The organism is Comamonas sp. JUb58, assembly GCF_004364775.1.
In the GTDB taxonomy this organism is placed as follows: domain Bacteria; phylum Pseudomonadota; class Gammaproteobacteria; order Burkholderiales; family Burkholderiaceae_C; genus Comamonas.
Genome location: NZ_SOAL01000009.1, coordinates 113,401 through 139,469, shown reverse-complemented (window position 1 = coordinate 139,469; position 26,069 = coordinate 113,401). Strand labels below are relative to the sequence as shown.

The 26,069-nt window shown below is 64.9% G+C and carries 17 protein-coding genes and 1 riboswitch; of the genes, 6 read left to right on the top strand and 11 right to left on the bottom strand.

What is annotated here, in order from left to right:
• Window positions 1–40: 40 nt before the first annotated feature.
• On the bottom strand, window positions 41–976 hold the full coding sequence (locus tag EDF71_RS11630; RefSeq protein WP_133856746.1) for a LysR family transcriptional regulator: 936 nt from the start codon (window positions 974–976) through the stop codon (window positions 41–43).
• A gap of 116 nt (window positions 977–1,092) precedes the next feature.
• Here EDF71_RS11630 and EDF71_RS11625 point away from each other — a divergent pair, with 116 nt between their 5' ends.
• The 3 genes from EDF71_RS11625 to EDF71_RS11615 all read left to right on the top strand — a co-directional run bounded on the left by EDF71_RS11625 (window position 1,093) and on the right by EDF71_RS11615 (window position 3,822).
• Window positions 1,093–1,872 carry an SDR family oxidoreductase gene (locus EDF71_RS11625; protein WP_133856745.1) on the top strand — a complete coding sequence of 260 codons (780 nt, stop codon included), beginning with the start codon at window positions 1,093–1,095 and terminating at the stop codon, window positions 1,870–1,872.
• 44 nt (window positions 1,873–1,916) lie between these two features.
• A complete protein-coding gene (locus tag EDF71_RS11620; protein ID WP_133856744.1) occupies window positions 1,917–2,186 on the top strand; it encodes a hypothetical protein in 270 nt (89 codons plus the stop codon).
• A 274-nt stretch (window positions 2,187–2,460) separates the two neighbouring features.
• Window positions 2,461–3,822, top strand: coding sequence for a glycerophosphodiester phosphodiesterase family protein (locus tag EDF71_RS11615; protein WP_133856743.1), 1,362 nt, complete (start codon window positions 2,461–2,463; stop codon window positions 3,820–3,822).
• A 72-nt stretch (window positions 3,823–3,894) separates the two neighbouring features.
• Here the strand turns inward: EDF71_RS11615 and EDF71_RS11610 are convergent, their stop codons facing one another.
• The 3 genes from EDF71_RS11610 to EDF71_RS11600 all read right to left on the bottom strand — a co-directional run bounded on the left by EDF71_RS11610 (window position 3,895) and on the right by EDF71_RS11600 (window position 6,239).
• Complete coding sequence (locus EDF71_RS11610; RefSeq protein ID WP_133856742.1) at window positions 3,895–4,584, bottom strand: amino acid ABC transporter permease; 690 nt, start codon at window positions 4,582–4,584, stop codon at window positions 3,895–3,897.
• A complete protein-coding gene (locus tag EDF71_RS11605; protein ID WP_243854269.1) occupies window positions 4,581–5,348 on the bottom strand; it encodes an amino acid ABC transporter permease in 768 nt (255 codons plus the stop codon). Before EDF71_RS11605 ends, EDF71_RS11610 begins: the two co-directional genes overlap by 4 nt.
• Window positions 5,349–5,414: 66 nt before the next feature.
• The gene (locus tag EDF71_RS11600; protein ID WP_208301035.1) at window positions 5,415–6,239 is read right to left on the bottom strand and encodes an ABC transporter substrate-binding protein; all 825 of its coding nucleotides are present in this window, start codon (window positions 6,237–6,239) and stop codon (window positions 5,415–5,417) included.
• 243 nt (window positions 6,240–6,482) lie between these two features.
• Here EDF71_RS11600 and EDF71_RS11595 point away from each other — a divergent pair, with 243 nt between their 5' ends.
• Window positions 6,483–7,088 (top strand): hypothetical protein, encoded by a 606-nt coding sequence (locus EDF71_RS11595; protein ID WP_133856741.1) that lies wholly within the window; start codon window positions 6,483–6,485, stop codon window positions 7,086–7,088.
• Between the two features lie 46 nt (window positions 7,089–7,134).
• Here EDF71_RS11595 and EDF71_RS11590 read toward each other — a convergent pair whose 3' ends face one another.
• From EDF71_RS11590 to metH, 3 genes are all read right to left on the bottom strand, one after another.
• Window positions 7,135–8,484 carry a type II toxin-antitoxin system HipA family toxin gene (locus EDF71_RS11590; RefSeq protein WP_243854268.1) on the bottom strand — a complete coding sequence of 450 codons (1,350 nt, stop codon included), beginning with the start codon at window positions 8,482–8,484 and terminating at the stop codon, window positions 7,135–7,137.
• A 3-nt stretch (window positions 8,485–8,487) separates the two neighbouring features.
• Window positions 8,488–8,763 (bottom strand): helix-turn-helix transcriptional regulator, encoded by a 276-nt coding sequence (locus EDF71_RS11585; protein ID WP_133856740.1) that lies wholly within the window; start codon window positions 8,761–8,763, stop codon window positions 8,488–8,490.
• Window positions 8,764–8,890: 127 nt separating this feature from the next.
• A complete protein-coding gene (gene metH / locus EDF71_RS11580; protein ID WP_133856739.1) occupies window positions 8,891–11,644 on the bottom strand; it encodes a methionine synthase in 2,754 nt (917 codons plus the stop codon).
• A gap of 35 nt (window positions 11,645–11,679) precedes the next feature.
• Window positions 11,680–11,792: riboswitch (S-adenosyl-L-homocysteine riboswitch) on the bottom strand.
• Window positions 11,793–12,017: 225 nt separating this feature from the next.
• On the opposite strand from metH, the gene gltS reads away from it, so the two are divergent.
• Window positions 12,018–13,244 (top strand): sodium/glutamate symporter, encoded by a 1,227-nt coding sequence (gene gltS / locus EDF71_RS11575; RefSeq protein WP_133856738.1) that lies wholly within the window; start codon window positions 12,018–12,020, stop codon window positions 13,242–13,244.
• Between the two features lie 64 nt (window positions 13,245–13,308).
• On the opposite strand, the gene EDF71_RS11570 is transcribed toward gltS, so the two are convergent.
• Window positions 13,309–13,764, bottom strand: coding sequence for a PACE efflux transporter (locus EDF71_RS11570; protein ID WP_243854267.1), 456 nt, complete (start codon window positions 13,762–13,764; stop codon window positions 13,309–13,311).
• A gap of 68 nt (window positions 13,765–13,832) precedes the next feature.
• Here EDF71_RS11570 and EDF71_RS11565 point away from each other — a divergent pair, with 68 nt between their 5' ends.
• Window positions 13,833–14,771: a LysR family transcriptional regulator gene (locus EDF71_RS11565; protein ID WP_133856737.1), complete on the top strand. Its 939-nt coding sequence runs from the start codon at window positions 13,833–13,835 to the stop codon at window positions 14,769–14,771.
• Here EDF71_RS11565 and EDF71_RS11560 read toward each other — a convergent pair.
• From EDF71_RS11560 to EDF71_RS11550, 3 genes are all read right to left on the bottom strand, one after another.
• Entirely contained in the window at window positions 14,768–18,148 is a 3,381-nt protein-coding gene (locus EDF71_RS11560) for a mechanosensitive ion channel domain-containing protein (RefSeq protein WP_133856736.1), read from the bottom strand. The genes EDF71_RS11565 and EDF71_RS11560 overlap by 4 nt on opposite strands.
• Window positions 18,149–18,271: 123 nt before the next feature.
• On the bottom strand, window positions 18,272–23,770 hold the full coding sequence (locus EDF71_RS11555; RefSeq protein WP_133856735.1) for a DNA repair ATPase: 5,499 nt from the start codon (window positions 23,768–23,770) through the stop codon (window positions 18,272–18,274).
• A gap of 149 nt (window positions 23,771–23,919) precedes the next feature.
• A complete protein-coding gene (locus EDF71_RS11550; RefSeq protein ID WP_133856734.1) occupies window positions 23,920–26,010 on the bottom strand; it encodes a flotillin family protein in 2,091 nt (696 codons plus the stop codon).
• Between the last annotated feature and the right edge of the window lie 59 nt (window positions 26,011–26,069).

The window sequence follows — 26,069 nt, the reverse complement described above, 5'->3', positions numbered from 1 at the left end:
GCAAGAGCCTCTCAACGCCCATGGCGTGAGAGGCTCTTTGTCATGGCGGCAACGCGGCAGCCGCCGTGCCCGGCGCAATCGCCCTGGCCTGCACCAGCAGCTGCTCGATCCAGTCGATGAACACCCTTACCCGGCGCGACAGATGCGCGCGGTGCAGGTAGAGCACATGCACCGGCAGCGCAGGCGGTGGGTAGGTTTGCAGCACCTCGACCAGCTCGCCTGATTGCAGATGGGCTTGCACGTCGTAGCGCGGTATCTGGATCAGCCCCAGGCCGGCCAGCGCGCAGGCGATATAGCTCTCCACATGGTTGGCACCCACGGCGCCGGGCAGCACCATGCTGTGTTCGGCCCCGCCCTCCAGCCATTCCCAGGCGGCAGCGCGCCCGGTGGTGGGCGAGTTGTAGTGCACGCTCTGGTGGCCGGCCAACTCCGCCGGGCTTTGCGGACGGCCATGCCGGGCCAGGTAGGCGGGGCTGGCGCAGTTGATCAATTCCATGCTGCCCAGTGCCTTGGCCACCAGCGAGCTGTCGGCCAGCGGGCCCACGCGCAGGACGCAGTCGATGTGCTCCTGCACCAGGTCCACCGCCCGGTCGCTGGAGCCTAAATCCACCTCCAGCCCCGGGTGCTGCGCCAGCAGCGCCGGCAAGGCGGGCGCGACGATCAGCCGCGCCACGCGGCTGGGCACATCGATGCGCAAGCGCCCTGCCACCGCGTGCGCCTGCGGGCGAAAGCGCTGCTCCAGGTCCTGCATCTCATCGACCAGGCTGCTGGCACTGTCGACCAGCGCCTGGCCATCCAGGGTCAGCGCCACCTTGCGCGTGGTGCGGTGGAGCAGGCGCGTGCCCAGCCGGGCCTCCAGCTGCTGCACTGCCAGCGACACCGTGGGCCGGGGCAGTGCCAGCTGGTCAGCGGCCTGGGAAAAGCTGCCGGTGGCGGCCACGCGCAAAAAGATGCGCAGCAGGTCAATGCGGTCCATGCCAAACCTGCATCGCAGCCATTGTTAGTAAATCATGGATAAACATGGAATAAATTCTATATTTATCTTTGTTTTATGACCAATTACGCTGAACAGCCCATCCCAAGGAGCTTTTCATGTCCAACCCCAAGCACAGCATCCAAGGCAAAACCGTTCTGATCGCCGGTGGTGCCAAGAACCTCGGCGGCCTGCTGGCCACCGACCTCGTTCATCATGGCGCCAAGGCCGTCGCCATCCACTACAACAGCGCTGCGAGCAAGGCCGATGCAGAGCAGACCCTGGCAGCGGTGCAAAAGGTCGGCGCCAAGGCGGTCATCCTGCAAGGCGATCTGACCAGCGCTGCAGCGGTCGAGAGGCTGTTTGCCGATGCGGTGGCCGCTGTGGGCCGCCCCGACATCGCCATCAATACCGTCGGCAAGGTGCTGAAAAAGCCGATGTCCGAGATCAGCGAGGCCGAGTTTGACGAGATGGATGCGGTCAACAACAAGGCTGCGTTCTTCTTTCTGAAAGAGGCCGGCAAGCATGTGAACGACGGCGGCAAAATCTGCACCCTGGTCACCTCGCTGCTGGGCGCGTTCACGCCGTTTTATGCGTCCTACGCGGGCACCAAGGCGCCTGTGGAGCACTACACCCGCGCAGCGGCCAAGGAGCTGGGCGCGCGGGGCATCTCGGTCACCGCCGTGGGCCCCGGCCCCATGGACACGCCCTTCTTCTACGGCCAGGAAAGCGCCGATGCCCAGGCCTACCACAAGAGCGCCGCCGCGCTGTCGCCGTTCAGCCAGACGGGCCTGACCGACATCGAAGACGTGGTGCCCTTTGTGCGCCACCTGGTGAGCGATGGCTGGTGGATCACCGGGCAGACGATTCTGATCAACGGCGGCTATACGACAAAATAAGCCCGCGGAGGGCCGCGCCCTCCGACCACTACAAGGAGTTGCCCATGCATATGATTTTGGTCATGCTGACCGGCCTGCTGCTGTTGGCCGTCTTTGCCCTGCTGGGCACGCTCTGGGGCGCCGATGCGGCCAGCATCATGCTGGCCGCCAAATACTTTATTCCTGTCTGGCTGGGCGTGGCGCTGGTCAATATGTGGGTCGGCGTGCACAAGGCCGGCTACACGGTCGCGCAAGAGCTGCCCATCCTGCTCGTCAACTTTGCCGTGCCTGCGGCGCTGGCGCTGGGCCTGGTCTGGTGGCTGGGCCGCGCCTGATCGGCGATTGGACAGAACACCACAGTTGCCGCGCTGCAGCATCGAAAACACTGGGCCCGCCACCGGGCTTGCACTACGCTGGTGCGCTGGATGCAGATGCCTGCGGCAACCGGTGCAGAGGTGCTCTACAGAAGCTTTCAACGGCCGACAAGGGGCCCGCAGACCTCGCCTGTTGTGAGCCGTAGACGCGCGCTTTACATTGTCACAGCGCCGTCATACCGACCCCGCAGCATCCATCCACTTGCTGATTCACCAACCCTGGGGACAACGGACGATGACAACACACCAACCCAAATTTCGCCTGGCTGCGCTGGGCTCTGCCCTGTGCGGCGCACTGCTGCTGACCGCCTGTGGCGGCGGCGATGATGATCCCAGCTTCAAGACCCTGGACGGCAAGCAGCCCCAGGTGATCGCGCACCGTGGCTACTCCGGCATGTACCCCGAGCAGACCCGCATGGCCTACGAAAAGGCAGCAGACGCCGGCGCCGACATGCTGGAGCTGGACATGCACATGACGCGTGACTGCCAGCTGGTGGCACGCCACAACGCCTGGCTGAGCGACAGCACCAATATCGCCGATGTGGCCAAGACCAACTCCGCCGTGGCAGCCCGCAAGCGCACCACCCCTGGCGTGCTGGTCGATGTGAAATACCCCGCCATTCCGGCCAACGGCCCCAGCAAGTATCTGACCGACCTGGTCGAGCCCGGCAACCAGAAGTCGGTGCTCAAGGCCTTGATCGTCGATGGCGAAGACCACACCAACGACTGGTCGATCAGCGACTTCACGATGCAGGAAATGCGTGACTGGATCGCCGGCACCACCTTGGACAACCGCGCTGACCGCCCCACCGAGTGGAACGGCAAGCTGCCGCTGATCAGCGCCCAGGATGTGATCGACATCGCCGCGGCCAAGAGCAAGTCGCTGGGCCGCACCATCCCCGTCTACGCCGAAACCAAGAACCCCTACTGGAACAACCAGCAGGCGATTGCCAACGGCTGCGGCACCGGCAACCACCCGTTTGAAGATGCGGTGATGGCGCTGCTCGAGAAGAACAAGCTCAACAGCAAGGACTCGGCCATCTACATCCAGAGCTTTGACCCCGAGAGCCTGAAGTACCTGCGCAAGGCCGGCATGAAGGCCAAGGGCGTGCAGCTGATCGATGGCAATGACTTCGACCTGAAGGACGGCTCGATGGTCTACATCACCACCGATGAATGGACCTTCATCAGCGGCCGCCCCTTCAGCTGGACCCTGGCTGGCGATGCCCGCACCTTTGCCGCCATGCAGACCCCTGCCGGCCTGGCCGAGATCAAGACCTATGCCGACGGCATCGGCCCCTGGAAGCCACAGATCCTGGCCCATTCCGTCGTGCCCTACAAGGAAGGCGCGGGCTTGAAGGACGTCAACACCCTCAAGGACACGGGCCTGATCGCCAACGCCCACAAGGCTGGCCTGATCGTGCACAGCTTCACCTTCCGCGACGAAGCGGGCCGCCTGGCCGGCATCTACAAGGGTGACCCAGTGCAAGAGTTCCTGGCCTACTACCGCCTGGGCATCGACGGCGTGTTCACCGACTTCACCCCCACCGGTGTGAAGGCACGCGATGCCTACATCGCCGAGCTGAAGAACCAGTAATCGCGGCGCTGCAGCACTCACCCAAAAAGGACGCCTGGCGTCCTTTTTTCATGCCCGTATCCGCGTGCCAACTCAGCGTACCAAATGCGGCTGGCTGCGCCGCGCCACCGCCCAGGCCAGCAGGTTGAGCGCCGAGCACATCAGCCAGTAGATGGCGCCCACCAGCAGGAACACCTCGGCCGGGTGCACCATCAGCCGCGCATTGACCTGGGTGGACAGAAAGGACAGCTCGCCCACGCCGACGATATAGGCCAGCGAGCTGTCCTTGATCAGGGTCACCCACTGGTTCACGAACGAGGGCAGCATCACCGCCAGCGCCTGGGGCAGGATGAGGCTGCGCAGCACCTGCCAGCGCGTCAGGCCCAGCGCAGCACCGGCATCCCACTGGCCCGGCGCAATCGCCTGCAGGCCGGCGGCCACGCCATGGGCCAGGTAGGCGCCGCTGACCAGCGACAGCGCACACACCACCGAGAAGCTGCCCGGCACATCGAGCCGGAACAGCACCGGCAGCAAAAAATAAATCCAGAAGATCAGCAGCAGCACCGGAATGGCACGCAGAAAGCCCAGTACCACCCGCAGGCACTGCAAGGCCAGTCCCCGCCCCATCACCAGCGCAATGCCCAGCGCCAGCCCCAGCAATGCAGACAGCACGCCGGAGACAGCGCTCAGGATCAGGCTCAGCAGCGCACCGCCCGGTGGCCCTTCGGGAAAGGTGCCCAGCAGCAGGTAGAGCCAGTCATCGCTCAGTGCAGCAAAGTTCATGCGCGCCGTACCTCTACCCGGCCCCAGCGGCGGCGCTGGGCCAGGTACTGGCTGAGCAGCTCCAGCCCGATGATCAGCACGATATAGAGCAAGGTAGTGATGCCATAGACCTGGAAGGACTGGAAGGTCTCGGCCTCTGCCTGGCGCGCCCGGTACGAGAGCTCGGCCAGGCCAATCGCCATGCCCAGCGAGGTGTTCTTGACGATGTTCATGTATTGGCCCATCAACGGCGACACCACGCGCGCCAGCGCCTGGGGCAGCACGATATGGCGCAGCAGCTGCCAGCCCCCCATGCCCAGCGAACGCGCCGCCTGGCTCTGGCTGGCGGGCACGCTGTTGATGCCGGCACGCACCTCTTCGCCCACATAGGCGGTGGCATAGAACACCATGCCGATGCAGGCCGAGAGAAACTCCAGCGACGGCCAGCCCAGGCTGAGCGGGCCCAGCGCCAGGCTGTGCGCCTGGTTGAGCCAAGCCATCCATGCGGGCGGCAGCAGGCTGGGCACGCCAAAGTACCAAAAGAACAGTTGCACCAGCAGTGGCGTATTGCGAAACACCGACAGGTAGACCAGCGCCAGCCAGCGCAGCGGTGCCCAGGCAGCACTGCGCGCCACCGCAAAGGCGATGCCCAGCACCGTGGACGCCGCAATCACCAGCAGCGAGGCCAGCACCGTGGTGCACCAGCCATCGAGCAGCCAGCGCCAGTACTTGCCCGCCACCAGATGCGGCCACAGCGGCTCCAGCCAGGACATCAAGAGTTGCATGAATGCCAACGCCAACAGCAGGCACCCACGCCTTCTCAGACGCGGTGCGCTGCCGTATCTAGGCTGTTATTGTTTGTCGCCGATCTTGAAGTTGCGCACCAGCGGCGTCGCGCTTTGCGGCCCGAACCAGGTGTCGTAAATCTTGCCGGCCTGGCCGCTGGCCTCCAGCTCCTTCAAGGCGGTGTTGACGAAGTCGGTCAGCGCCGCCTCTCCCTTCGGAATGCCCACACCAATGTAGTCACTGGAGATCGTGAACGCCGGCACCTCCCACTTGTCGCGCTCCTTCTTGTCCTTGATGGTGGCCAGCAGGCCGACCAGCTTGGGGCCGTCTTGCGAGATGGCCTGCACATTGCCATTGCGCAGCGCAGTGAACGCAAACGGGGTGTCGTCATAGGCCACCAAGGTGGCCTGCGGGTGCTTCTCGCGCAGCACGATTTCGTTGGTGGTGCCCTTGTCCACGCCAATGCGCAGCTGGTTCAGCTGCTCGGGCGAGGTCAAGGTACCCTTGGCGGCGATGAACTGCGTGCCCGAGGCAAAGTAGGGAACGCTGAAGCCCACCTGCTTGGCACGCTCGTCGGTGATCGTGAAATTGGCCAGCACCAGATCGACCTTGTTCGACAGCAGCAGCGGCACGCGGTTGGCCGGGTTGGTCGGCACCAGCTGCAGCTTGACCCCCAGGCGCTGCGCAAAGGCCTGCGCATAGTCCACATCCAGGCCCACGATCTTGCGGGTCTTGGGATCGACAAAACCAAACGGTGGATTGGCATCAAAAGCTGCCACGCGCAGCACCCCTGCCTGCTTGATGTCCTGCAGGCGATCCGCCCACACCGCCCCCGATGCCAGTGCCGCCACTGCAGCGGTCGCCACCATCGTCCATGCGTTGTTTTTCATAGCTATGCTTTCTGAGATCTCCACGCTAGGGCACCATGCCCTTGCTGGCGAAACCTTGACTGAAGGCCCAGTGTAGAAATGCATAGCGTCGTCAGGCAACGACGATTTCATTCAATCGATATGTAGATTTCGCATGTAGCGATCGACGACAAAGCAAGCAATCCAAAATCTTTTATAAGCTGGGAAGCGCGGCGGCCCCCAGGTCTGCTCGCCTTCCACCCGATCACCCACCAGCCCTCTGCCATGGACCGTAAAACTACCACCAGCGAACTGCGTGCGCAGTTCTTCCCGCTGCTTCTTGCCGATGGCTTTGTCCGCCAGGGTGATATCGCCCGGCGTGTGCTGGACGGTGGCGTGGTGCACATCGTCGAGATCCAGCACCGCCCGCGCAGCGCGGTGTTCCAGGTCAACCTGGGGGCCCATCTGTTGGCGCTGGGTGATGTGGCCGGCGGCACCCTGCCCGCGCCACAAACCATGCGCGACCATGACTGCGCCTGGCGCGGCTCGGTCATCGCCGGTTTTCGCAACGCCGAAGACGCCGAGTTTGCCTACGGCGCCAGCGCACAGGATGCGGCCGAATCGGTGGCCTTTCTGGTGTCGGAATGGCAACGGCAGTCCCAGGCCTTTTTTGCACCCTTCAGCGACTACCCCGCATCGTTTTTAGCCACCGCCCGGCAGGCTGCACAGGACACAGAGCGGCACCCCGCCCACCTGCTCACCTGGGCCCGGGTCGCCGCCCTGCTGGCTGAGGTTGCGCTGGCTCAATCCATCGCCCAGGCAGCGCTGCCCCGGGTGCCGGAGCGCGCTACTTCGCTGCGTGCGCATCTGGAGGCGGTTTTGGCGGGTTGAGCGGTGCGGTGCTGGGGCAAGTACTGCCGTGGCTCAACATGGCAGCTCAGTCATGCACCTTGCCCAGGCGGTTCGCAGCGTCTTGCAGGCCTTTAAAGATGGCCGTTGACACCGCCTCCGGAAAGTCAGAGGGCAGCTGGGTCTTCACGCGGGCAATCACGTCCGGAGTCATCTCCACCACCTGGTCGATGATTGCTCGCACATCCAAGCCTTGGGGCGAGCGGATGCCATAGCGCTCGCCAACAGCCTCCCAGTGGCGGCGCATGATCTTGTTCATGTGCCAGTGCGCATTCTTGGAGCGCACGGCCATGGCCATGCGTGCCTTGTGGTGCGACAGCTTGCCCGGGCCGGCGCCCAAAATGGGATAGGCCGAGATCACGTCATACAGCGGCGTCATCTCGAACACGCCCTGGGGGCGCAAAAAGATGCTGAAATTCTTGGCATGGCCGTCGGTCGCGCACAGCATCCAAAACAACAGCTGTGCCATGAAGAACTGGAACCGGTCTGTCGCTGGATTTCTGGATCTCATCAGTAAATTCATGATGGTGTCGACGCCGGGCCCGCCATCACTCTCGTATTTGAGAATGGGCGAGACACCACTGGCCTGGCACATGTCCTCCTGCGGGATCCGCACCAGAACTTTCTCCTTCCATACGCTCCGGTCAAAGCGTTCAACGGCCAGCACCTTCTGGTCTTCAAAGCGCAACATGTCGCAGGGCGCAATCGGAATCCCGAAGGCCGCCACCAGCTTTGAGCACAGCCATTCGTTCTCTACCGAGTGGCGCATGTCGATCTGCATATTGCCAATCAGTCCCAGCGGCAATTTCAGGATGTGTGAAGTCGGTGTTGCACCCAGGGGCCTGCACCATTGGCCGGCCCAGTAAAGCAGCGCGGTTTTCTCCTGCGCCCCGGCAATCGAGATCCGGAAATCGTCGTCGTCCAGACCCCCATCGCCGGACTGCGTCGGGCTCACCACCGCACGCACCAGGCGCGCCACGTCCGCCTCACTCAGCACCTCGTACTGCATCTCTGGCTCTTCGGGGGGCGCCTCACCAGCGGGCAGGATCTGCAATGCGCCAACGCAGTCTCTGCCAATTTCCCGCAACAGCGCATTGGGGTCTGTAGCACCCACTTTGTAGCGGCGCGCGATGCGCTCCAAAATCTGCTCGTTGTCCGGCAGCAGATTCTGGAAATAGAAGCGCACCGCCTCGCCTTTGTGCGGACCATTTCCCGGTGTGAAGGGCAGTGACAAGGACAAGGGCCGGCGCAGAGCCACATCACGCACCCAGGCGTCGTCGTACTGCAGAACATCGCTGCCCGCCTCGATGCGCCATGTCCCGACACGGTGGCCGTTCATCCACAGGCCCAGGGCTTTGTTATGGCCAACGCTGCGCATGGCTTACCAGCTATCCAATGTCTGCAGTTCACGGCCGATGTCCGGAGACGGAGACGCGGCCGGGCGGGCGCGCAATACCAGATCTACGCCCAGGATGCCCATCAGCTTCATCAAGCGCTCAGCGCTGACTGACTCGGCATTGCGCTCCATGGCCGAGACCGTCTGCTGGGTGACCCCCAGACGTATGGCCACATCCGCCTGGCTCAGCTTGGCCGTCTTGCGAAAGGCTTTGAGCAGCGTCGGCAGCTGTGCCGTCGTGCTCACGGTGAATTCTTCCATGGCGCGCTCCTCTGCAAACAGCAGAAAAACACACTATACGCTGTATTTGTGATTTACAAAATATAGGCTGTATTTCAAAAATACAAGTCTTGGTTTGTATTTCCGTTTTACAGCCTATCGTTTGTAATTACGCCAAATTAGGCGCCAGCGCCCGGCGCAGCGCCTCGATGTCCATGCCCCGGCGCTCCGCCATGTCCGCCAGCTGGTCTTCACCGATTTCACCGACATTGAAGTAGACCGCTTCGGGGTAGCCCAGGTAGAAGCCGCTGACGCTGGAGGCGGGGAACATCGCCAGGCTCTCGGTCAGTTGCATGCCCATGTCGGCGGCGTCCAGGGCCTTGAACAGGTCGATCTTGGCGGTGTGGTCTGGGCAGGCGGGGTAGCCGGGGGCGGGGCGCACGCCCTGGTATTTTTCCTTGATCAGCTGCTCGTTGCTCAGCTGCTCATCGGCGGCATAGCCCCACAGGTCCTTGCGCACGCGCAGGTGCAGGCATTCGGCAAAGGCTTCGGCCAGGCGGTCGGCCAGGGCCTTGAACAGGATGCCGCTGTAGTCGTCCAGCGCGGCTTCAAATTCCTTGTCCTTCTTCTCGGCACCGATGCCGGCGGTGACCGCAAACAGGCCGGCGTAATCGCCGATGCCCGATTCCTTGCTGGCCACAAAGTCGGCCAGGCAACGGCTGGGGCGCATCACACCTTCTACCGCTTGCTTTTCGGTTTGCTGGCGCATGCCGTACCAGGTCAGCAGCTCGGTGCTGCGCGATTCGTCGGTGTAGAACACGATGTCATCGCCCACCCGGTTGGCAGGGAACAGGCCCATCACGCCATTGGCCTGCAGCCAGCGGCCTTCGATGATCTTCTTGAGCATGGCCTGGGCATCGGCCAGCACCTTGCGGGCCTCCACACCCACCACCTCGTCATCGAGGATGGCCGGGTACGGGCCGGCCAGGTCCCAGGTCTGGAAGAACGGGCCCCAGTCGATGTATTGGGCGATCTCGGCCAGGTCAAAGTTCTTGAACACGCGGCGGCCCAGCACGCGGGGCGTGACGGGCGGGTGCGCGGCAAAGTCCACCGGGGTGGCATTGGCGCGGGCCTGTGCCAGGGTCCACAGCGGCGTCTTCTTCTTGTTGGCGTGCTGGGTGCGCACCTTGTCGTAGTCGGCCTCCACCTCCTGCAGGTAGCGGTCCTTGTTCTCGCCGAGCAGGCTCTGGGCCACGCTCACGCTGCGCGAGGCATCGGGCACATAGAGCACGGGGCCTTCGTACTTGGGGGCGATCTTCACGGCGGTATGCACGCGCGAGCAGGTGGCGCCGCCGATCAGCAGCGGGATCTTCTTGATGCGGAAATAGTCGTCCTTGTGCATCTCGCCGGCCACGTACTGCATCTCTTCCAGGCTGGGCGTGATCAGGCCCGACAGGCCGATGATGTCCGCGCCCTCGGCCTTGGCCCGGGCCAGGATCTCGTGGCAGGGCACCATCACGCCCATGTTGATGACCTCGAAGTTATTGCACTGCAGAACCACGGTGACGATGTTCTTACCGATGTCATGCACATCGCCCTTGACGGTGGCGATGACGATCTTGCCCTTGCTCGACACATCGATACCGGCCGCTTCCTGCTGGCGCTTTTCCTCTTCGATGTAGGGCACCAGGTGGGCCACGGCCTGCTTCATCACGCGGGCCGACTTGACCACCTGGGGCAGGAACATCTTGCCGGCGCCAAACAGGTCGCCGACCACGTTCATGCCGTCCATCAGCGGGCCTTCGATCACATGCAGCGGGCGCCCGCCCCCTTGCACGACGATGGCCTGGTAGGCCTCTTCGGTGTCTTCGGTGATGAAGTCGGTGATGCCATGCACCAGCGCATGCGACAGGCGCTCGTTCACGGTCTTGGGGTTCTCGGGCGTGCCGCGCCATTCCAGCTTCTTGCTGTCGTCCTTGGCACCGCTCTTGGCGCTGTCGGCCACTTCCACCAGGCGCTCGCCGGCGTCGGGGCGGCGGTTCAACACCACGTCTTCGACGCGCTCGCGCAGCACCGGCTCCAGGTCGTCATAAACGCCGACCATGCCGGCGTTGACGATGCCCATGTCCATGCCCGCCTGGATCGCGTGGTACAGGAACACGGTGTGGATCGCCTCACGCACCGGGTCGTTGCCACGGAACGAGAACGACACGTTGGACACCCCGCCGCTTACCTTGGCGCCGGGCAGGTTCTGCTTGATCCAACGCGTGGCCTCGATAAAGTCCACGCCGTAGTTGTTGTGCTCTTCGATGCCGGTGGCCACGGCAAAGATGTTGGGGTCGAAGATGATGTCCTCGGGCGGGAAACCCACCTCATCGACCAGGATGCGGTAGGCGCGCTCGCAGATCTCGATCTTGCGCTCGTAGGTATCGGCCTGGCCTTTTTCGTCAAATGCCATGACCACGGCTGCCGCGCCATAGCGCTTGACCAGGCGCGCATGCTTCTTGAACTCGTCCACCCCCTCCTTCATCGAGATGGAGTTGACGATGCCCTTGCCCTGGATGCAGCGCAGGCCTGCCTCGATCACCTCCCATTTGGAGCTGTCGACCATGATGGGTACGCGGGCGATATCGGGCTCGGAGGCGATCAGGTTCAGAAAACGCACCATCGCCGCCTTGCTGTCGAGCATGGCCTCGTCCATGTTCACGTCGATCACCTGGGCGCCGTTTTCCACCTGCTGGCGCGCAACGGCCAGTGCCTCTTCGTACTGCTCGTTCAGGATCAGGCGCGCAAAGGCCTTGGAGCCCGTCACATTGGTGCGTTCACCCACGTTGACAAACAGGCTGTCCTCGCCAACAAACACGGGCTCCAGGCCCGACAGGCGCATGGGAGGAACGGAAACGGGGACGGCAGACGCGGACATGGGGCTCACCTGTGACAACCAGAAAACAGAGACAGAACAGGTGAGCGCCGTTGATGCGGGCGATGCCATGCATGCCCGTCGACCTGCCCCAAGCCTGACAGGCCTGTGATGGGGGTACCACCGGCCTGCTGCAGCGCTCCTTGGGACAAGGCCCCGCATTTTAAGCCAGGCAGGCTGCTAAAGCACAGGCAGGGGAACTTGTCCATAGCCATAAACACCACTCAGCACGGTTGGTTATAGCCTTATTCAATCAAACGATGCTTCGGCCTTCACCCATATTGCAGCACTTTGCCGGCAAAAAACACCAATCGATAGCTAACACCGGCTTTCTGTTTTCAACCAGGTCAAGGCCTGCTATTTGAGGAGAATTCCCTTGCATCTGAGTTTCAGTGCTTACTACACCCTGATCTTTGCCGTGCTCGTGCTCTTGCTGGGCAAGTTGCTGACGCGGCATATCCGTTTTCTGCGCGACTTCAACATCCCCGAGCCGGTCTCTGGCGGCCTGGTGGTGGCGGCCATCATCTTTGCGCTGCACCAGGCCACCGGCCTGACCCTGGCCTTTGCCACCGGCATGCAGACCACCTTCATGCTGGTGTTCTTCTCGTCGATCGGGCTGAGCGCCAACTTTGCCAAGCTGCGCGAGGGCGGCATGGGCCTGGTGGTGTTTCTGGGCGTGATCGTCGCCTTTATCTTTGTGCAAAACGGCGTGGGCGTGGGCCTGGCCACCCTGCTGGGGCTGGACCCGCTGATTGGCCTGGTCGCGGGCTCGATCACCTTGCTGGGCGGCCACGGTACCGCTGGTGCCTGGGGCTCGGTGCTGGAGAACCAATACGGCCTGAGCGGCGCCACCGCCTTGGGGATCGCCTGCGCCACCTTTGGCCTGGTCATTGGCGGCCTGTTGGGCGGCCCACTGGCCAAGCGCCTGATCACCCGCCACCAATTGGCCCAGCCACGCGGCCTGGCCCACCCGGCAGCCAGCGCCAGCGAAGGTCAGGAGCCTGCCAACTTTGAAACCCCCAATACCGCCCCGCGCCTGATCACGGCCGAGGCCGCCATCGAGACCCTGGCGCTGTTTGCCGGCTGTCTGGCCTTTGCCGAGTTCATGACCAGCGCCACCCAGGGCACCAAGCTGCAGCTGCCCACCTTTGTCTGGGCGCTGGGCGGCGGCGTGGTGATCCGCAATGTGCTGGACTATGGTTTTGGCTTCAAGGTGTTTGACCGCGCCATCGATGTGTTCGGCAACGCCGGCCTGTCGATCTACCTGGCCATTGCGCTGCTGTCGCTCAAGCTCTGGGAGCTGGCCGATCTGGCCGGGCCGCTGATGTTCATCCTGGCCGTGCAGACCGTGGCTCTGGCACTGTTTGCCGTGTTCGTCACCTTCCGCACCATGGGCCGCAACTACGATGCCGCTGTACTGGCTGCCGGCCACTGCGGCTTTGGCATGGGCGCCACGCCCACCGCCGTCGCCAACATGCAGGCCATCACCAGCCAGTACGGCCCCTCGCACAAGGCCTTCTTGATCGTGCCGCTGGTGGGCGCGTTCTTTATCGACATCATCAACGCCTTTGTGCTGCAGCTGATGATTGCCTGGATTCGCTAAGCGCGGCCAAATAGAAACGGGGCGTCGTGGAGACACGGCGCCCCGTTGTGCTTTCATGGCTGGGCTACTGCGCCGATTGCGGCAGGCCGAACAGGCGGTCGAACGACCAATTGAACACAAAGGTGTAGACCAGGAAGAACAGCAGCAGGCCGATGTCCATCACCAGCGCATCCCAGAGGCTGACATTGAACCACCAGGCAAACAAAGGCACGAGCATGAAGACGAGGCCGCCTTCCATGCCCAGTGCATGCGCAATGCGGCGGCCCAGGCCGCGCCCACGGGTGGGCTGGGTGGCTTCCCAGCGCTCGAACAGATGGTTCCAGACCACATTCCACATGATCGCGATGGCCGACGAGGCAGCAGCCACGACACCGGAGTGCGCAGCACCCTGGCCGGACAAGGCCGACAGGCCTGCCGTGGCGGCCACAATCGCAATCGCTTCGTACAAGGCCACATAGACCACGCGCCGCATGGGCCCCTGCAGGGACCAAGGGCTGTTTTGTATTTTTTGAACTGACATGGGGCGCTATCTTATGTGTCATGAACTGATAACATAAGTCAGAATCTTTCAGAAAAACTGACACATCAATGCGCAGCGCCTTTGCCCCCTTCGACTCCGACACCATCCAGACCTTGCTGGCCGTGCTCGACCATGGCAGCTTCTCGGCCGCCGCCCGGGCGCTGGGCAAGGTGCCCTCGGCCGTCAGCATGCAGATCGCCCAGCTGGAGGCCGAGCTGCAGATGCCACTGTTTGCCCGCGAAGGCCGCGAGCCCCGGCCGCTGCCCGCCGCGCTGGCACTGGAGCCGCAGGCACGCTTGCTGGCCGCGCAACTGCAGCAGCTCAATGCCCATGCGCTGGCGCTGGAGCAAGGGCTGGAATCGCGGCTGACCTTGGCCATCGCGCCCGAGCTGCTCTCGGCCCCCTGGGCCGCACCGCTGGCCGCCTTGGCGCAGGAATACCCACAGCTGGCGGTTGAGGTGCTCACCGCCCCGCAGGCCGATGCGCTGACCATGCTGCACAGTGGCCGCGCGCAGCTGGCGCTGGTGTTTGAGCGGCCCAGCCTCGATGGCCGCGAAGGTTTTCAGGAAGTGGCGACCGAGACCCTGCTGGCGGTGATCGCCCCCAGCCACCCGCTGATGCTGTCGCTGCACCAGGCGCCGCTACCGGGCGAGCCGGCCAGGCCCCAGCTGCGCGAGCACCACCTGACCAACACCCGGCAGATCATCGTTGCCAGCCGTGACTGGTCGCTGGACCATGAGCGGCTGGTCTATGCCCGCGATGTCTGGCGCACCGACAACCATGTGGCCGCCTTGCAGATGGTCAGCGCCGGCATTGGCTGGGGCTGGCTGCCCCAGCCGCTGGTGGCGCCGCTGCTGCAGTCGGGCGCGCTGGTAGCGATGGAGTTTGCCAACCTCAGCAATGGCGCCCAGCTCTATGTGGATGTGGTCTGGTCCAAGGAGCACCCGATGGGCCTGGCCGCCAAGCGCTTTGTGGCGCTGGTGCAGGCAGCGTCCCAAACCCCTTAAGCGCCCTGCGCCTCCTGCGCTGCAGCCGGGGCTGGCGGCAGGTCGCGCACATGGATGTCCATCTGCGGGAAGGCCACCGCAATGCCGGCCGCCTTGAGGCGCGCATTGATGCTGCGGTTGAGGTCGTTGCGCACCGGCAGGCGGTCGTCCACCGCACCCACATAGACGCGCAGCTCGAACTTCTGGCCCTGGCCTTCGAGCGCCATGAACCAGCAGTTGGCCTCGGGCTCGCGCAGCACTTTAGGGTGCTCGGCCGCAATCGCCAGCAGCATGCGCTGCACCTCGGCCGGGTCGCTGCCGTGCGCGACTGAGACATCGATGATCAGGCGGGTCACATCGTCGCTCAAGGTCCAGTTCGTCACCTGGCCGGTGATGAAGGTCTTGTTCGGGATGACGATTTCCTGGTTGTCAAAATCCAGCACGGTGGTGGCGCGGGTGCGGATGCGGGTGACCGTGCCGGTGTGCTGGTTGATGGTGATCACATCGCCGACCCGGAAGGGCCGCTCCACCAGCAGGATCAGCCCCGAGACGAAGTTGGCAAAAATCTCCTGCAGACCAAAACCCAGACCCACGGTCAGCGCGGCGGCCATCCACTGCAGCTGGCTCCAGCGCAGCCCCAGCAGGGACAGCGCACTCACCGTGCCGGCAATGGTGATGCCGTAGCGCGCCAAGGTGGCCATCGTGTAGCGGTCAGAGCTGCTGACCCGGCGCGTGCTGGAGAACACCACCTCGACCAGGCCCGGCAGGTTGCGCGTCAGGCTGAAGGTCATCAGCAGGATCAGCGCGCCAACCAGCAGATCCATCAGGCTCACCGGCGCGGGGCGGGCAATGCCGCTGGCCTCGGTATTGGTGGTGTACCAGAGCACCACACCTTCAAAGCGCAGCAGCGCCGGCAGCACCGGCGACCAGGCATAGACCAGGCTGAGCGCCACCAGCACCCGCTGCAGCAGGCCCAGCAGGCGGTGCGCCTGGGTGCTCACCGTCACCAAGGCCATCTGGCTTTGCTCATCGGTGGCATTGTTGTTGGCCGTGGGGGCGGTTCCGCCGCCAGCGGCGGCATCGGCAGCCGCTGCGGCATTGGCCGCCTGGCGCTGCAAGGCGGCAGCGCGCAGGCGGTTCAGCGCCAGGCGGCGCTCGCCCAGCAGCAGCCAGCGCCGCAGCAGGCTGACCAGCACCTCGGCCGCCGCCAGGAACACAAAGCTGCTCAGCAGCGCCTGGATCACCTCGGTCGCGGTATAGACATAGCCCAGCCCAATGCCGACCAGGGTCACGGCCAGCACCAGCAGCACGGCCACGCTCACCACCTGGCTCCAGCGCAGGCCGGGGCGCTGCTTGCCCAGGCTTTGGCGCAGGTAGCGGAAGGCCATCCAGGCCAGGCCCAGGGTCAGCACCAGCAGGCACATGCGGCCCCAGGTGCTGATGGCCGAATCATCGTGGCTGAAGAAGGCCAGGCCGCCCAGCAGATCAATGGGCACGATCAGCCAGGTGGCGCGCAGCACCATCTGGCGCAGCACCTGCACCCGCTCGCGCGGCCAGCCAAAGTGCGCCACGGCCAGCCCGCAGGGGCGGAACAGCACGTTCAGCAGGGTCACGACAAAGACAAAGGCGCTCAGCTGCTCCAGCGCCTGGCCCAGCGGCTCCAGCGCCACTGGCGCGGCCGTCGATTGCAGCAAGGTGCCCAGCGCGGCAGTGGCAAAGCTCCAGGGCAGTGCATAGAGCAGGCTCCAGCCCAGCGCCAGCAAGGTCAGGCCAAAGTGGTCCTGCGAGAAGTTGTCGACCTGCGTGGCAATCGCCTGCAGCTTTTGCAAGGCATAGCGGCGCAGGCCCAGCAACAGTGCCACACCCGCAACGATGCCGGCATAGATCCAGAGATTGCGCAAAATGCTGGCGCCCAGCGCTCTTGCGGTGTTCCATGGCGAGGCACTGGCGCCCTGCTCCAGGCCGGCGCCGTCCGAGCTGCGCAGCACCGAGCGCCACTCGTCCAGCCAGGCGCCGCCCATCGCCAAATGGCTGGGGAACCACAGCAGCTCCTTGTCCATCACCTGGCGCAGCGCGTTGCCACTGGTCAAGGTCGATTGCAGCGCCGCATCGGTCTGCTCCAGCACGGCAATGCGACGCAGCAGCAAGGGCTGGAGCTGGTCGATCAGCGCCGCCTGCTTGGTCCACAAGGCCGTGCTCTGGGCACTGCCGCGCGTGGTCATGCCCGAGTTGCCGCCACCCGTGGCCGTGCCGTTGAGGCTGAAGCGCCGCTCGCTGGCATTGAACAGCGCCAGCCGCAGCTCCGCGAGCTGCCGCAAGGTGGCCTTGCGGCGCGACTGGATGGTGTTGACCGTGGGCAGCGCCACCCGCTGCTTCCACAGCCACTGGCCCACCGATGCACTGCCGCCCAGGCGCAGGCGCGCCTGTGTGTCGCGCAGCGCCGAGGCCAGCTGGCTTTGGCGGTATTCGTCGCTGGCGAGGTCCTGGCGCTCTTGCACCAGGCGGTCGTTGTGGGCCAGGATCTGCGCGGCCAGCGCGCTGTTTTGCTGCGCCAGCTCGCGCACGGCAGCCGAGGCCTCGGCGGTATCGTTCTCGGCGGCCTGGGTTTGCTGCACCTGCTGCTCCAGCTGCTGGCGGGCGCGGTCGGCAATGCGCTGGTTGAGCCAGGCCACGCGCGGCGTGCGCTCCAGCAGCTCGCGGCGCTGGGTTTGCAGCTGCACATCCAGCAGGCGCTGGCGGGTTTCGATGGTGGATTGCTCTTCCTGGCGCAGCGCCAGCTCCTGCGTGGCACGGCGGTGTTCGGCGCTGCGGCGCTGCTGGCGCGCCTGGGTCAGCGCTTTTGACTCTCCCGGCTCGGCCGTCACCGGCGCAGCCGTTTCCTGCACGCGCTGCTGCAGGCTGGCCAGGTCGCTGCGGCCATTGCCGGGCTGGGCCACCAGGTTGGCCTGTTCGGCCGCCGATTTCTCGATGCCGGACTTGAGCGCGGCAATCGCCTCGCGCTCATCGGTGAGCAGCTTTTCCAGCACTTCCTGGCTGGCATTGGCGGGCACGCGCTCTTCCCAGCGCGCCTGTATCTGCCCCAGTTCCTGGTCGCTGAGCGGCGCGGGCGCCGTGCCTGCGGGTGTCTGCACCCGGCTGCGCAGGCGCTCGAGCGACTGCGCCAGCGCATCGGCCTCTTGCTCAGCGGTGGCAGTGGCCTCGCGCTGGGCCTGGATGGCGCGCTCCTCATCGCTACTACTGCTGCTCGATGAACTGCTCCCCAAGCCGGCCAGCGAGGTCAGTGACTGTGCCGTCGCTGCCGGGGGCAGCAGACAGGCGCAGAGCAGCAGCCACAGGGCCGGCAGCCACCAGCGTGGCAGACCCTGGCGGGCAGAGGAAAAGAGGGGGGAAGCGCGCATCGGCACAGTGTATCGGCAGGCGACATGCCCCGGACCTAGGACAAGGGCGCTGCTTGCACCTGATAACAATGCTTTCAACGTCCCTGGCAGTGGTCGCTGCGGTTGCCAGGGACGCCGGGATGCTCAGCGCGTTGGCCGTGGGTCCTGCATCCGGTCAAAGGCCTTGTCAATGTCATCGGCCTGCAAGGTGGGCTGCAGCGGCTGGCGGCCAGCGCGCTGCTGGTCGATCTGCTCTTGCATGCGGGTGGCAACCTGCATCAGCACCCGGTGCAGACCGAGCTGCTGGCGCCGGCTCTGGTCCAGGTGCTCCACCACCGGTTGCAGCGACTGCAGCACCAGCTGGCCCAGCTGCTGTATGGCCAGGTCCAGCGGCGGATCGGCAGGTTCTGCGGACTGCGGCGCCGGCGCGCTGTCCAGCACTGCCTGGCGGATACCATCGAGCGACTGGCCCACGGCGGTTTGCGCCTGGCCCCATCGCGCCAGCATGCGCTGCAGGCCTTCTTGCGCAGCGCTATCGCCCAAGTGGCGGGCCTGCTGGGCCTCGGCCATCGCCCGGGTGGCGGCGACCAGGTCGACCAGCTGGGTGGTCACGCGCGTGGCGGCATCGGCATTGGCGCCGCCAGCAGCCTGCTGGCGCTGGAACTGGGCCTTGATCTCTGCCCAGCGCGCCTGGCCCTGGGCATCAGTGCTGCCGCGCAGCTCGGCGAGCTTGAGCAGGTTTTCCTCGGCGCCGCCGGTCAGCATCTGCGCCTCGCCCTGGTAATGGTCGCTCAGCATCTGCGCCATCTCGGCATCGTTCATCACCGGGGTGATCTTCTCGGCCAGCTTGTTCATGTTGCGGTAGCTGCCCTGCAGCTTGAACGGCGGCTCGGTGCGGTAGTTGTCGTCCTGCGCGGCGCTGTGGATGTACTGCTGGTTCACTTTGAACACCAGCTCGCGCACCTGCAGCATGCGCTGCAGCACAGCCTCCATCTCGCGCAGCTCGGCGGCGGCATAGTCGTGCGACAGCGCATTGGCCGAGACCTCCTTGCCCTGCACCCGGTCGAGCAGCAGGTACAGGTCCTGCAGGCTGCGTGTGGCCATCGGCGCCAGCACCGCGTTCGAGGTCATGCTGTTCTCGATGTAGCTGAGCTTGAAGACCTCGTCCATGCCGCCCAGCACATCGCCCAGGTTGTAGATGTCGGCGCGGTTGGCCAGCATGTCGGGGATCTTGAAGACCTCCCCCGACTCGGTATAGGGGTTGCCCGACATGACCACGCAAAAGCGCTTGCCGCGCATGTCATGGGTCTTGGTCTGGCCGCGCCACACGCCTTCGATGCGGCGCGTGCCATCGGACAGCGAGATGAACTTCTGCAGAAACTCGGGATGCGTGTGCTGGATATCGTCGATGTACAGCATCACGTTGTTGGCCATCTCCAGCGCCAGGTTGAGCTTTTCCAGCTCCTTGGCCGCCGTCGCATCGGGCGCCTGCGCCGGGTCGAGCGAGCGCACCGAATGGCCAAGCGCCGGGCCGTTGATCTTCATGAAGATCAGCCCCAAGCGGTTGGCCACGTATTCCATCAAGGTGGTCTTGCCGTAGCCGGGCGGCGAGATCATCATCAGCAGGCCCATCTGGTCGGTGCGCTTGTTCTCGCCCACCACGCCGATCTGCTTGGCCAGGTTGTCGCCAATCACAGGCAGGTAGATCTCGTTGATCAGCCGGTTGCGCACAAAGGACGACAGCGGCCGGGCCTTGAACTCTTCCAGCCGGAAGCGCGCGCGGTAGTCGCCCAGCAGCTGCTGGCGCAGCGCCTGGTAGCGCTCCCACTGCGGCAGATAGCGGCGGTAGTGGCGCGCCGCACGCGTGGTCAGCTCATCGAGCTGGATGTGCATGCGGCCGCTATCCACCCGGCCATGCTGGCCCAGCAGGCCCTGCACCTCGCAGCGCAAATCGGCGGTGCTCAGCTGGTGGGTCAGTTCGGCCTGGCACACCAGCCAGGCTGCCGCCTCGCTGCAGTAGGGCAGCCAGGCGGCGCGCTCGGCCGGCGGCGCGGCCTGGGCCACCGTCTGCAGCCAGTGCAGCGCGCTGCGCCAGCGCTGGGCCAGCGGTGCGGCGCCGCGCTCGCGGCTGGCCTGGCCGGCCTCGCCGCCCGCCCAGTAGCGCTGCAGGTCGGCCCAGTGCAGCCCTTCCTTGGGACCGGCCTTGAGCGCCTGCTGCAAGGCGGCCATCACCGCCTGGCTGGCGCCCGAGAAGTGGAAGCGCAGCGCCTTGTGCGCCAGCTCGGCCTGCAGGTAATCGGCGGCGGCGCGCAGCAGGTTGTCGGCCTCGCTGTCCCATTCACCTTCATCGATTGCGGCAGCTGCCAGCAAAGGGCTGGCCGGGTCGGAGCGCAGCAGCGCATCGAGCAGGCCCTGGTCCTGCGCAAAGGCGCGCAGCTGGGCCATGATGTCGGTCTGCAGCGCCAGGCGCTCGGTCTCGCTGCCCAGCAGTTGTTGCATGGCCAGGGCCTGCTGCGCGCGCTCAGGCCAGCGCGCAATGCTGCTGGCCAGCTGCGGCTGCTGGATATGGGCCTGCTGGCTCCAGAACAGCAGCGCCAGGCTGCGCGCCTGCGGTGCATGGCGCAGCACACCCGCGCCATCGGCCAGCGGCACCAGCGCCTGCAGGATCAGCGCCGCATCATGGTCGTGGATGCCGCGCTCATAGCCATCGCGGTAGCGCGGCGCAGAAAACTCGCGGATCGCCTGGGTCAGTGCCTCGCCATCGGGCAAAAGCTGGCGCAGGCGGTCCTGGCTCCAGCCCTCGCGGCCGGCACGCACGGCTTGCACCACTTCCAGCGCCAGGTACTCGCCCCGGTACATCTCGGCCGATTCGGCCGGCGACGAGGCATCCCAGTAGGCCTGCAGCCCGGCAAGTTCTGGGTTGTCCACCGGCTCGAAATACTCGGTGCCCACCAGGTGCAGGTAGAGCTGGCCATCGCGGGGCAGCAAGGTCAGGTCCAGGTCCTGGTTGCCGACCGAGAAGCGGTGGCGGCCCAGGCGGATCAGCTTGCCATCGCCCTCGTACAGCTCATTGCGGTCCTGCAGCGCGCGGAAGGCCTGGTCGCGCAGCGACTTGATGCGGCCATCGATGTCATCGGCCTTGACGGGGTCCTGCAGCTCGCCGCGCAGGCGCCCGGCCAGTTCCTTGAGCTTGGCGATGAGCGGATCGCCGGCAAAAAAGGCGTGCAAGGCCTCGGGGCTGGCGATCTTTTCAGTGCGCTTGGGCAGGCCTTGCACAATGCGCAGCGCGGCATCGAGCACGCCTTGCGCGCGGCGCTGGCGCTCGTCCTGCAGGGACTGCTTGCGCGCCTCGAAGGTCTCCAGCACCTCTTCGCGCTTGGCGATGATGTCGGAGAGAAACTGCGCATGCTCGCCAAACTGGCCCTCGATGTCTTCGAGCTGTACCAGCAGGCGCGCCAGTTGCTCATCGCATTTCTCGGGTGTCTGGGCCAGGTTCAGCCCGCTGACGATGCTTTGCGAGAACAGCGCCAGCTGCGCGGCAAACTGCGCCAGGTTCTCGGCGCTGCCCAGGCCGGATTTGCGCTGCTCGGCCCGCGCCCGCACCTGGTTGAGGCGGGCATAGATGGACGAGATGCGGTCCACCACCGCCGTGCGCTGGGTGGCATCGTCGATCTTGAGGCTGCCCATCAACTCGGACAGCAGATCGAGCGCGGCCGACATCTGTGCCATCTGCGCCAGCGGCTCGGCCAGCTGCACCACCGTGGTCGCTGCCTGGGCCTGCTGGTCCAGCGTTTGCAGCTGCTCCACATAGGGCTGCATCGCGGCATCGGTGGCGATAAAGCCCGCCGTGCGCTGCGATACCTCGGCCTGGGCCTCGTCGGCCGTCTGCACCATGGCATCGATGGCAGCGGCATCCACATAGCGCAGCTCGCGCGTGGCCAGCAACTGGCCGCGCAGTGCGGCCAGGTCGGTGAGCGCGCCCACATAGGCATCGATGCTGTCGCCATCGGACAGGCGAATCTGCTTGAGCAGCTGCCCATGGCGGCTGCTGACCTCGCTCATCGCCTTGGCCGAGGCCTGGCGGATGCTCTCGACCTTTTCGTACTCGTCCAGCACCGCATCGCCGGTGGCGACGATGCCCAGCAGGTTCTCATGCAGCGCCTGCATGCCCGGCCCGCTGAGCCAGTGGTAGCGCTCAAACAGGCGGCGCGCGGTGTCGATCAGGCGCTCGTAGCGCGGCAGCGATACCTCGGTGGTCGCGATCTCCTTGCGCACGCTGTACAGATCGGAGATGCCGCTGACCAGCTCGGCATTGCCGATGCGGCCCAGCGCGCTGTCTTTCTGCGGCTGGCGCGCCGCATAGTCGTCCGACGCGAAAGGCGTGCGCCACAGCTGCATCGGGTGCACGCGCGAGGCCTCATTGCTCTCGGCGGCAAAAATGACGATGCGGCCATCATCCATGCGCGCATAGCCGTGGCCGATGATGGGCGGCTGCAGCGCCCGCTCGATCAGGTTGTACTTGAACAGCGCCATGCGCCCGCTCTCGGGCTCGTAGAACACATAGAGCACATCCTCGCCATTGGGCGAGCGGATGCTGCGGCGGTAGCGCATGCCCTGCATGTTCTGCTCAAAGGCGCGGTGCTCGCCGTTTTGCAGGTAGTAGCCGCCGGGGAAGATGATGCCGTGGTCCTGCGGCAGCTGGATGCAGGCCGCGCCAATCGCATCCATGCGCAGCACCTGGCGCGACAAGGTGTTGTAGACCAGGTAGCGCCACTGGTCCTCGCGGTAGGGCAGGATCTTGAGCAGGATCAGGCTGCCCACGGCCGCGTATTCAAACACGGCGTCGTCGAGCGACTGGTTCTTCTCCTGCACCGGCTCGCGGTAGATGCCCAGGCCGTCGTTGGTGTTGTTCTCGACCTTGATGGTCAGGTCACCATCGAGCGTCTCGACAAACACCTTGTCGAGGATGTTGATGTGCGGATGGCGGCCCTGCACCAGGTGCTCGCGGCCGGCGCGCTGCCATTCAAAATCATGGGGCGCGGGCAGCTCGATATCGCGCTCGCCCCGGTTGTCGATATAGCGGATCTGCTGGCCATCGGGCGAGACCGACCAGCGGAACACCCGCACATCGCCCAGGCGCTCGCCGATCTGGAAGCTGGCCAGCAGCTTGCCATCGCGCACCGCCAGCTGCATCAGCTTGGTGTGCTTGTAGTAGGCGTAGAGCTCCTGGAAATCCTGCACAAAGCTCTGGATACCCAGAAAGCTGTCCTTGGTGTCCACCGGCGTGACTTCGTAGCCCTGCTCGCCCTCGTGCAAGCGGTAGAGCGCGAACACATCCTCGATGCGCGTCTCCTGCTTGAGGCCCATGAACACGTTGTAGCCAAACAGCAGATAACCACCGACCTGGGCGATGTCGCGGCCCAGGCAGTTGTTTTCGGTGCGCACCCGCATGCGGGCGATGACCTCCATCTGGCTGCGGCCAAATTCTTCCAGCCGTGCTTCGTTCAGCTCACGCGCCAGGGTCTCCAGCGCCTGGCCCTGGGCATCGAGCCGCTTGGCCAGCACTTCATAGGAGCCACCGCTGGCGACGGCGTCGTCAACGGCAGAGCGGTCCGGTGGGTCGTTGGATGGGGTAGTGGACATGGCTAGAGCGGCAGAGAATGCGGTGGGGCATGGCAGGCCAGCACAGCGGCTGGAGCCTGCCTTGCAAGAGGGCTAGATGCCCAGAAGGAACGAGTCGGCCCAAGGTCAGGCCAGACCAGGCATGGCGCCCGGCCTGGCATGGCCCGGGCTCAGGACTCGGTCGCCGACGGAGGCAGGCTCTTCTTGTCCTGGCCACCGCCCAGCAGGTTGCTCAGCACATCACTGGGCAGGCCCTTGCCGCCGATGAACTTCTGCAGCAGCTCCTGCACGATGGGGCTCTTGGCCGAGACACCCTCGACCGCCTTGCCCACCGACAGCGCCTTGGCAAAGTTGTTGAAGAAGTCGCCACCGCCGCCGACGATGTCGATATTGGCCTTGGACAGTGCGGCCGACAGCACCTCGGCCTGCTCCTGCGCCACGGTCTTGTTCGCCTCGATGGCGGCCAGCGCTTGCTCGAAGTTCTTCTCCAGCTGCATGCGGAACTCTTCGTGCGAGCGGGCCTGGTCGGACAGCGAGGCCAGCGCGCTGAACTTCTCGGTCAAACCCTTGGCCTCGGCGAACAGCTTGTCGCGCAGCACATCGGCTTCGGACTGGCCCACATCGCGGGTCACCACGGCCTTGGTGTTGCCCACCTGGGCTTCACCACGGGCCTGCGCCATCAGGCGCTCTTCCAGCACCTTGGCATCGGCCAGGCCCAGCTTTTCGTTGGCATCGGCCTGCGCCTCGATCACGCGCACTTCGGCCAGACCCTTTTCCTCTTCGCCTCGGGCCTCGGCCATCAGCTTCTCGGCAATGATTTTGGCCTGCACCAGGCCTTCGCGCTCAATCGCGGCGGCCGTCACTTCACGCACCTTGGCATCGGCCAGGCCCGGCGCTGCGCGCTCGACCTCGATGGCCTCGGCCATCTTCTTCTTGGCTTCTGCGGTCTTGCCGGCGGCTTCCAACTCGGCCTGGGCCAGGGTGGTCACTTCGACGGCCTTGTGGCGCGATGCCGATTCGTCGGCCTCGGCCTTCTTGACCTGGCGCACCAGGTCCTCTTCGGCTTGCGCCTGGGCGGTCAGCACGGTGACCTGCTTCATGCGCTCGGCTTCGGACACCACGCGCACTTCCTTGATGCGTTCCTCTTCCTGGGCCACGCCCTTTTCGACCACCACGCGCTCGCGGATGACGTTGGCGATATTGGCCTTCTCGACTTCGATGGCCTTCTCTTTCTCGATGCGCTGCAGCTCCACTTCGCGCTGGCGCGAGACCACTTCCAGGTCCTTGGCGCGGGTGACCTTTTCAATCTCGATCACCACGGCGCGCTCGCGGTTCTGCTGCGCCACGGCGACTTCGCGCTGGCGGTTTTCTTCTCGGATGTCGAGCTGCTCCTGCGTCTGGATGCGGGCCTGCTCGGCCTTGAGGCGCTCTTCTTCCTGCACCTTCTGGGTCTCGGCCTGCTCGCGCGCCTGGATGGTGGCGATCTCGCGCTTCTGGCGCGCTTCGGCATCGGCCTGCTGGCGTTCCAGCGCCAGCATCGCTTCCTTGGTCTCGACGTTCTTCTTGGTCACGGCCAGCTCGGCATTGCGCTCGAGTTCGTTGGTGACGATGTTCTGGTTGGCCGTCAGCTCGGTGATCTTGCGGATACCTTCTGCGTCCAGGATGTTGTTCGGGTCCAGCGAGGCCTTGGAGGTCTGCTCCAGGTAGTCGATGGCCACGTCTTCGAGCACATAGCCGTTGAGGTCGTTGCCGATCACATGGATGATCTGGTCGCGGAAATCCTGGCGGTTCTCGAACAGCTTCACAAAGTCGATCTGCTTGCCCACGGTCTTCAAGGCCTCGGAGAACTTGGCATTGAACAGCTCGTTGACGGCGCCCTTTTCCGAGGCGCGGTCCACGCCGATGGCCTTGGCCACCTTGAGCACGTCGGCAGCGGTTTCGTTGACGCGCAGGTAGAAGGCCACGGTGATGTCGGCACGCATGTTGTCGCGGCAGATCAGGCCTTCCTTGCCACGGCGGTCAATCTCCAAGGTGATCAGCGAGATGCGCATGAACTCCTTCTTGTGGATCACCGGCAGCACCATGCCGCCGGTGAACTTCACCTTGGGCTGCGAGGTCGTGTCATTGATGATCAAGGCCGTGCCCTGCGGCACCTTGATGTAGAAGGCCTTGACCAGCGCAAACAGGCCCAGGATGACGATGAAGATCGAGCCGATCACCACCCCGGCGACGATGTACCACTCCAGATTTCCCCAATTCATGCGTAGCTCCCTATCAGTATCAATTTTTGAAAAGTGCAATTGCCGGCCGCCGCGCTGGC

Excerpts from the sequence above, each read along its gene's own strand:
- EDF71_RS11630 (WP_133856746.1), bottom strand. The coding sequence starts at position 976 with ATGGACCGCATTGACCTGCTGCGCATCTTTTTGCGCGTGGCCGCCACC.
- EDF71_RS11625 (WP_133856745.1), top strand. The coding sequence starts at position 1,093 with ATGTCCAACCCCAAGCACAGCATCCAAGGCAAAACCGTTCTGATCGCC.
- EDF71_RS11620 (WP_133856744.1), top strand. The coding sequence starts at position 1,917 with ATGCATATGATTTTGGTCATGCTGACCGGCCTGCTGCTGTTGGCCGTC.
- EDF71_RS11615 (WP_133856743.1), top strand. The coding sequence starts at position 2,461 with ATGACAACACACCAACCCAAATTTCGCCTGGCTGCGCTGGGCTCTGCC.
- EDF71_RS11610 (WP_133856742.1), bottom strand. The coding sequence starts at position 4,584 with ATGAACTTTGCTGCACTGAGCGATGACTGGCTCTACCTGCTGCTGGGC.
- EDF71_RS11605 (WP_243854269.1), bottom strand. The coding sequence starts at position 5,348 with ATGCAACTCTTGATGTCCTGGCTGGAGCCGCTGTGGCCGCATCTGGTG.
- EDF71_RS11600 (WP_208301035.1), bottom strand. The coding sequence starts at position 6,239 with ATGAAAAACAACGCATGGACGATGGTGGCGACCGCTGCAGTGGCGGCA.
- EDF71_RS11595 (WP_133856741.1), top strand. The coding sequence starts at position 6,483 with ATGGACCGTAAAACTACCACCAGCGAACTGCGTGCGCAGTTCTTCCCG.
- EDF71_RS11590 (WP_243854268.1), bottom strand. The coding sequence starts at position 8,484 with ATGCGCAGCGTTGGCCATAACAAAGCCCTGGGCCTGTGGATGAACGGC.
- EDF71_RS11585 (WP_133856740.1), bottom strand. The coding sequence starts at position 8,763 with ATGGAAGAATTCACCGTGAGCACGACGGCACAGCTGCCGACGCTGCTC.
- metH (WP_133856739.1), bottom strand. The coding sequence starts at position 11,644 with ATGTCCGCGTCTGCCGTCCCCGTTTCCGTTCCTCCCATGCGCCTGTCG.
- EDF71_RS11570 (WP_243854267.1), bottom strand. The coding sequence starts at position 13,764 with ATGTCAGTTCAAAAAATACAAAACAGCCCTTGGTCCCTGCAGGGGCCC.
- EDF71_RS11565 (WP_133856737.1), top strand. The coding sequence starts at position 13,833 with ATGCGCAGCGCCTTTGCCCCCTTCGACTCCGACACCATCCAGACCTTG.
- EDF71_RS11560 (WP_133856736.1), bottom strand. The coding sequence starts at position 18,148 with ATGCGCGCTTCCCCCCTCTTTTCCTCTGCCCGCCAGGGTCTGCCACGC.
- EDF71_RS11555 (WP_133856735.1), bottom strand. The coding sequence starts at position 23,770 with ATGTCCACTACCCCATCCAACGACCCACCGGACCGCTCTGCCGTTGAC.
- EDF71_RS11550 (WP_133856734.1), bottom strand. The coding sequence starts at position 26,010 with ATGAATTGGGGAAATCTGGAGTGGTACATCGTCGCCGGGGTGGTGATC.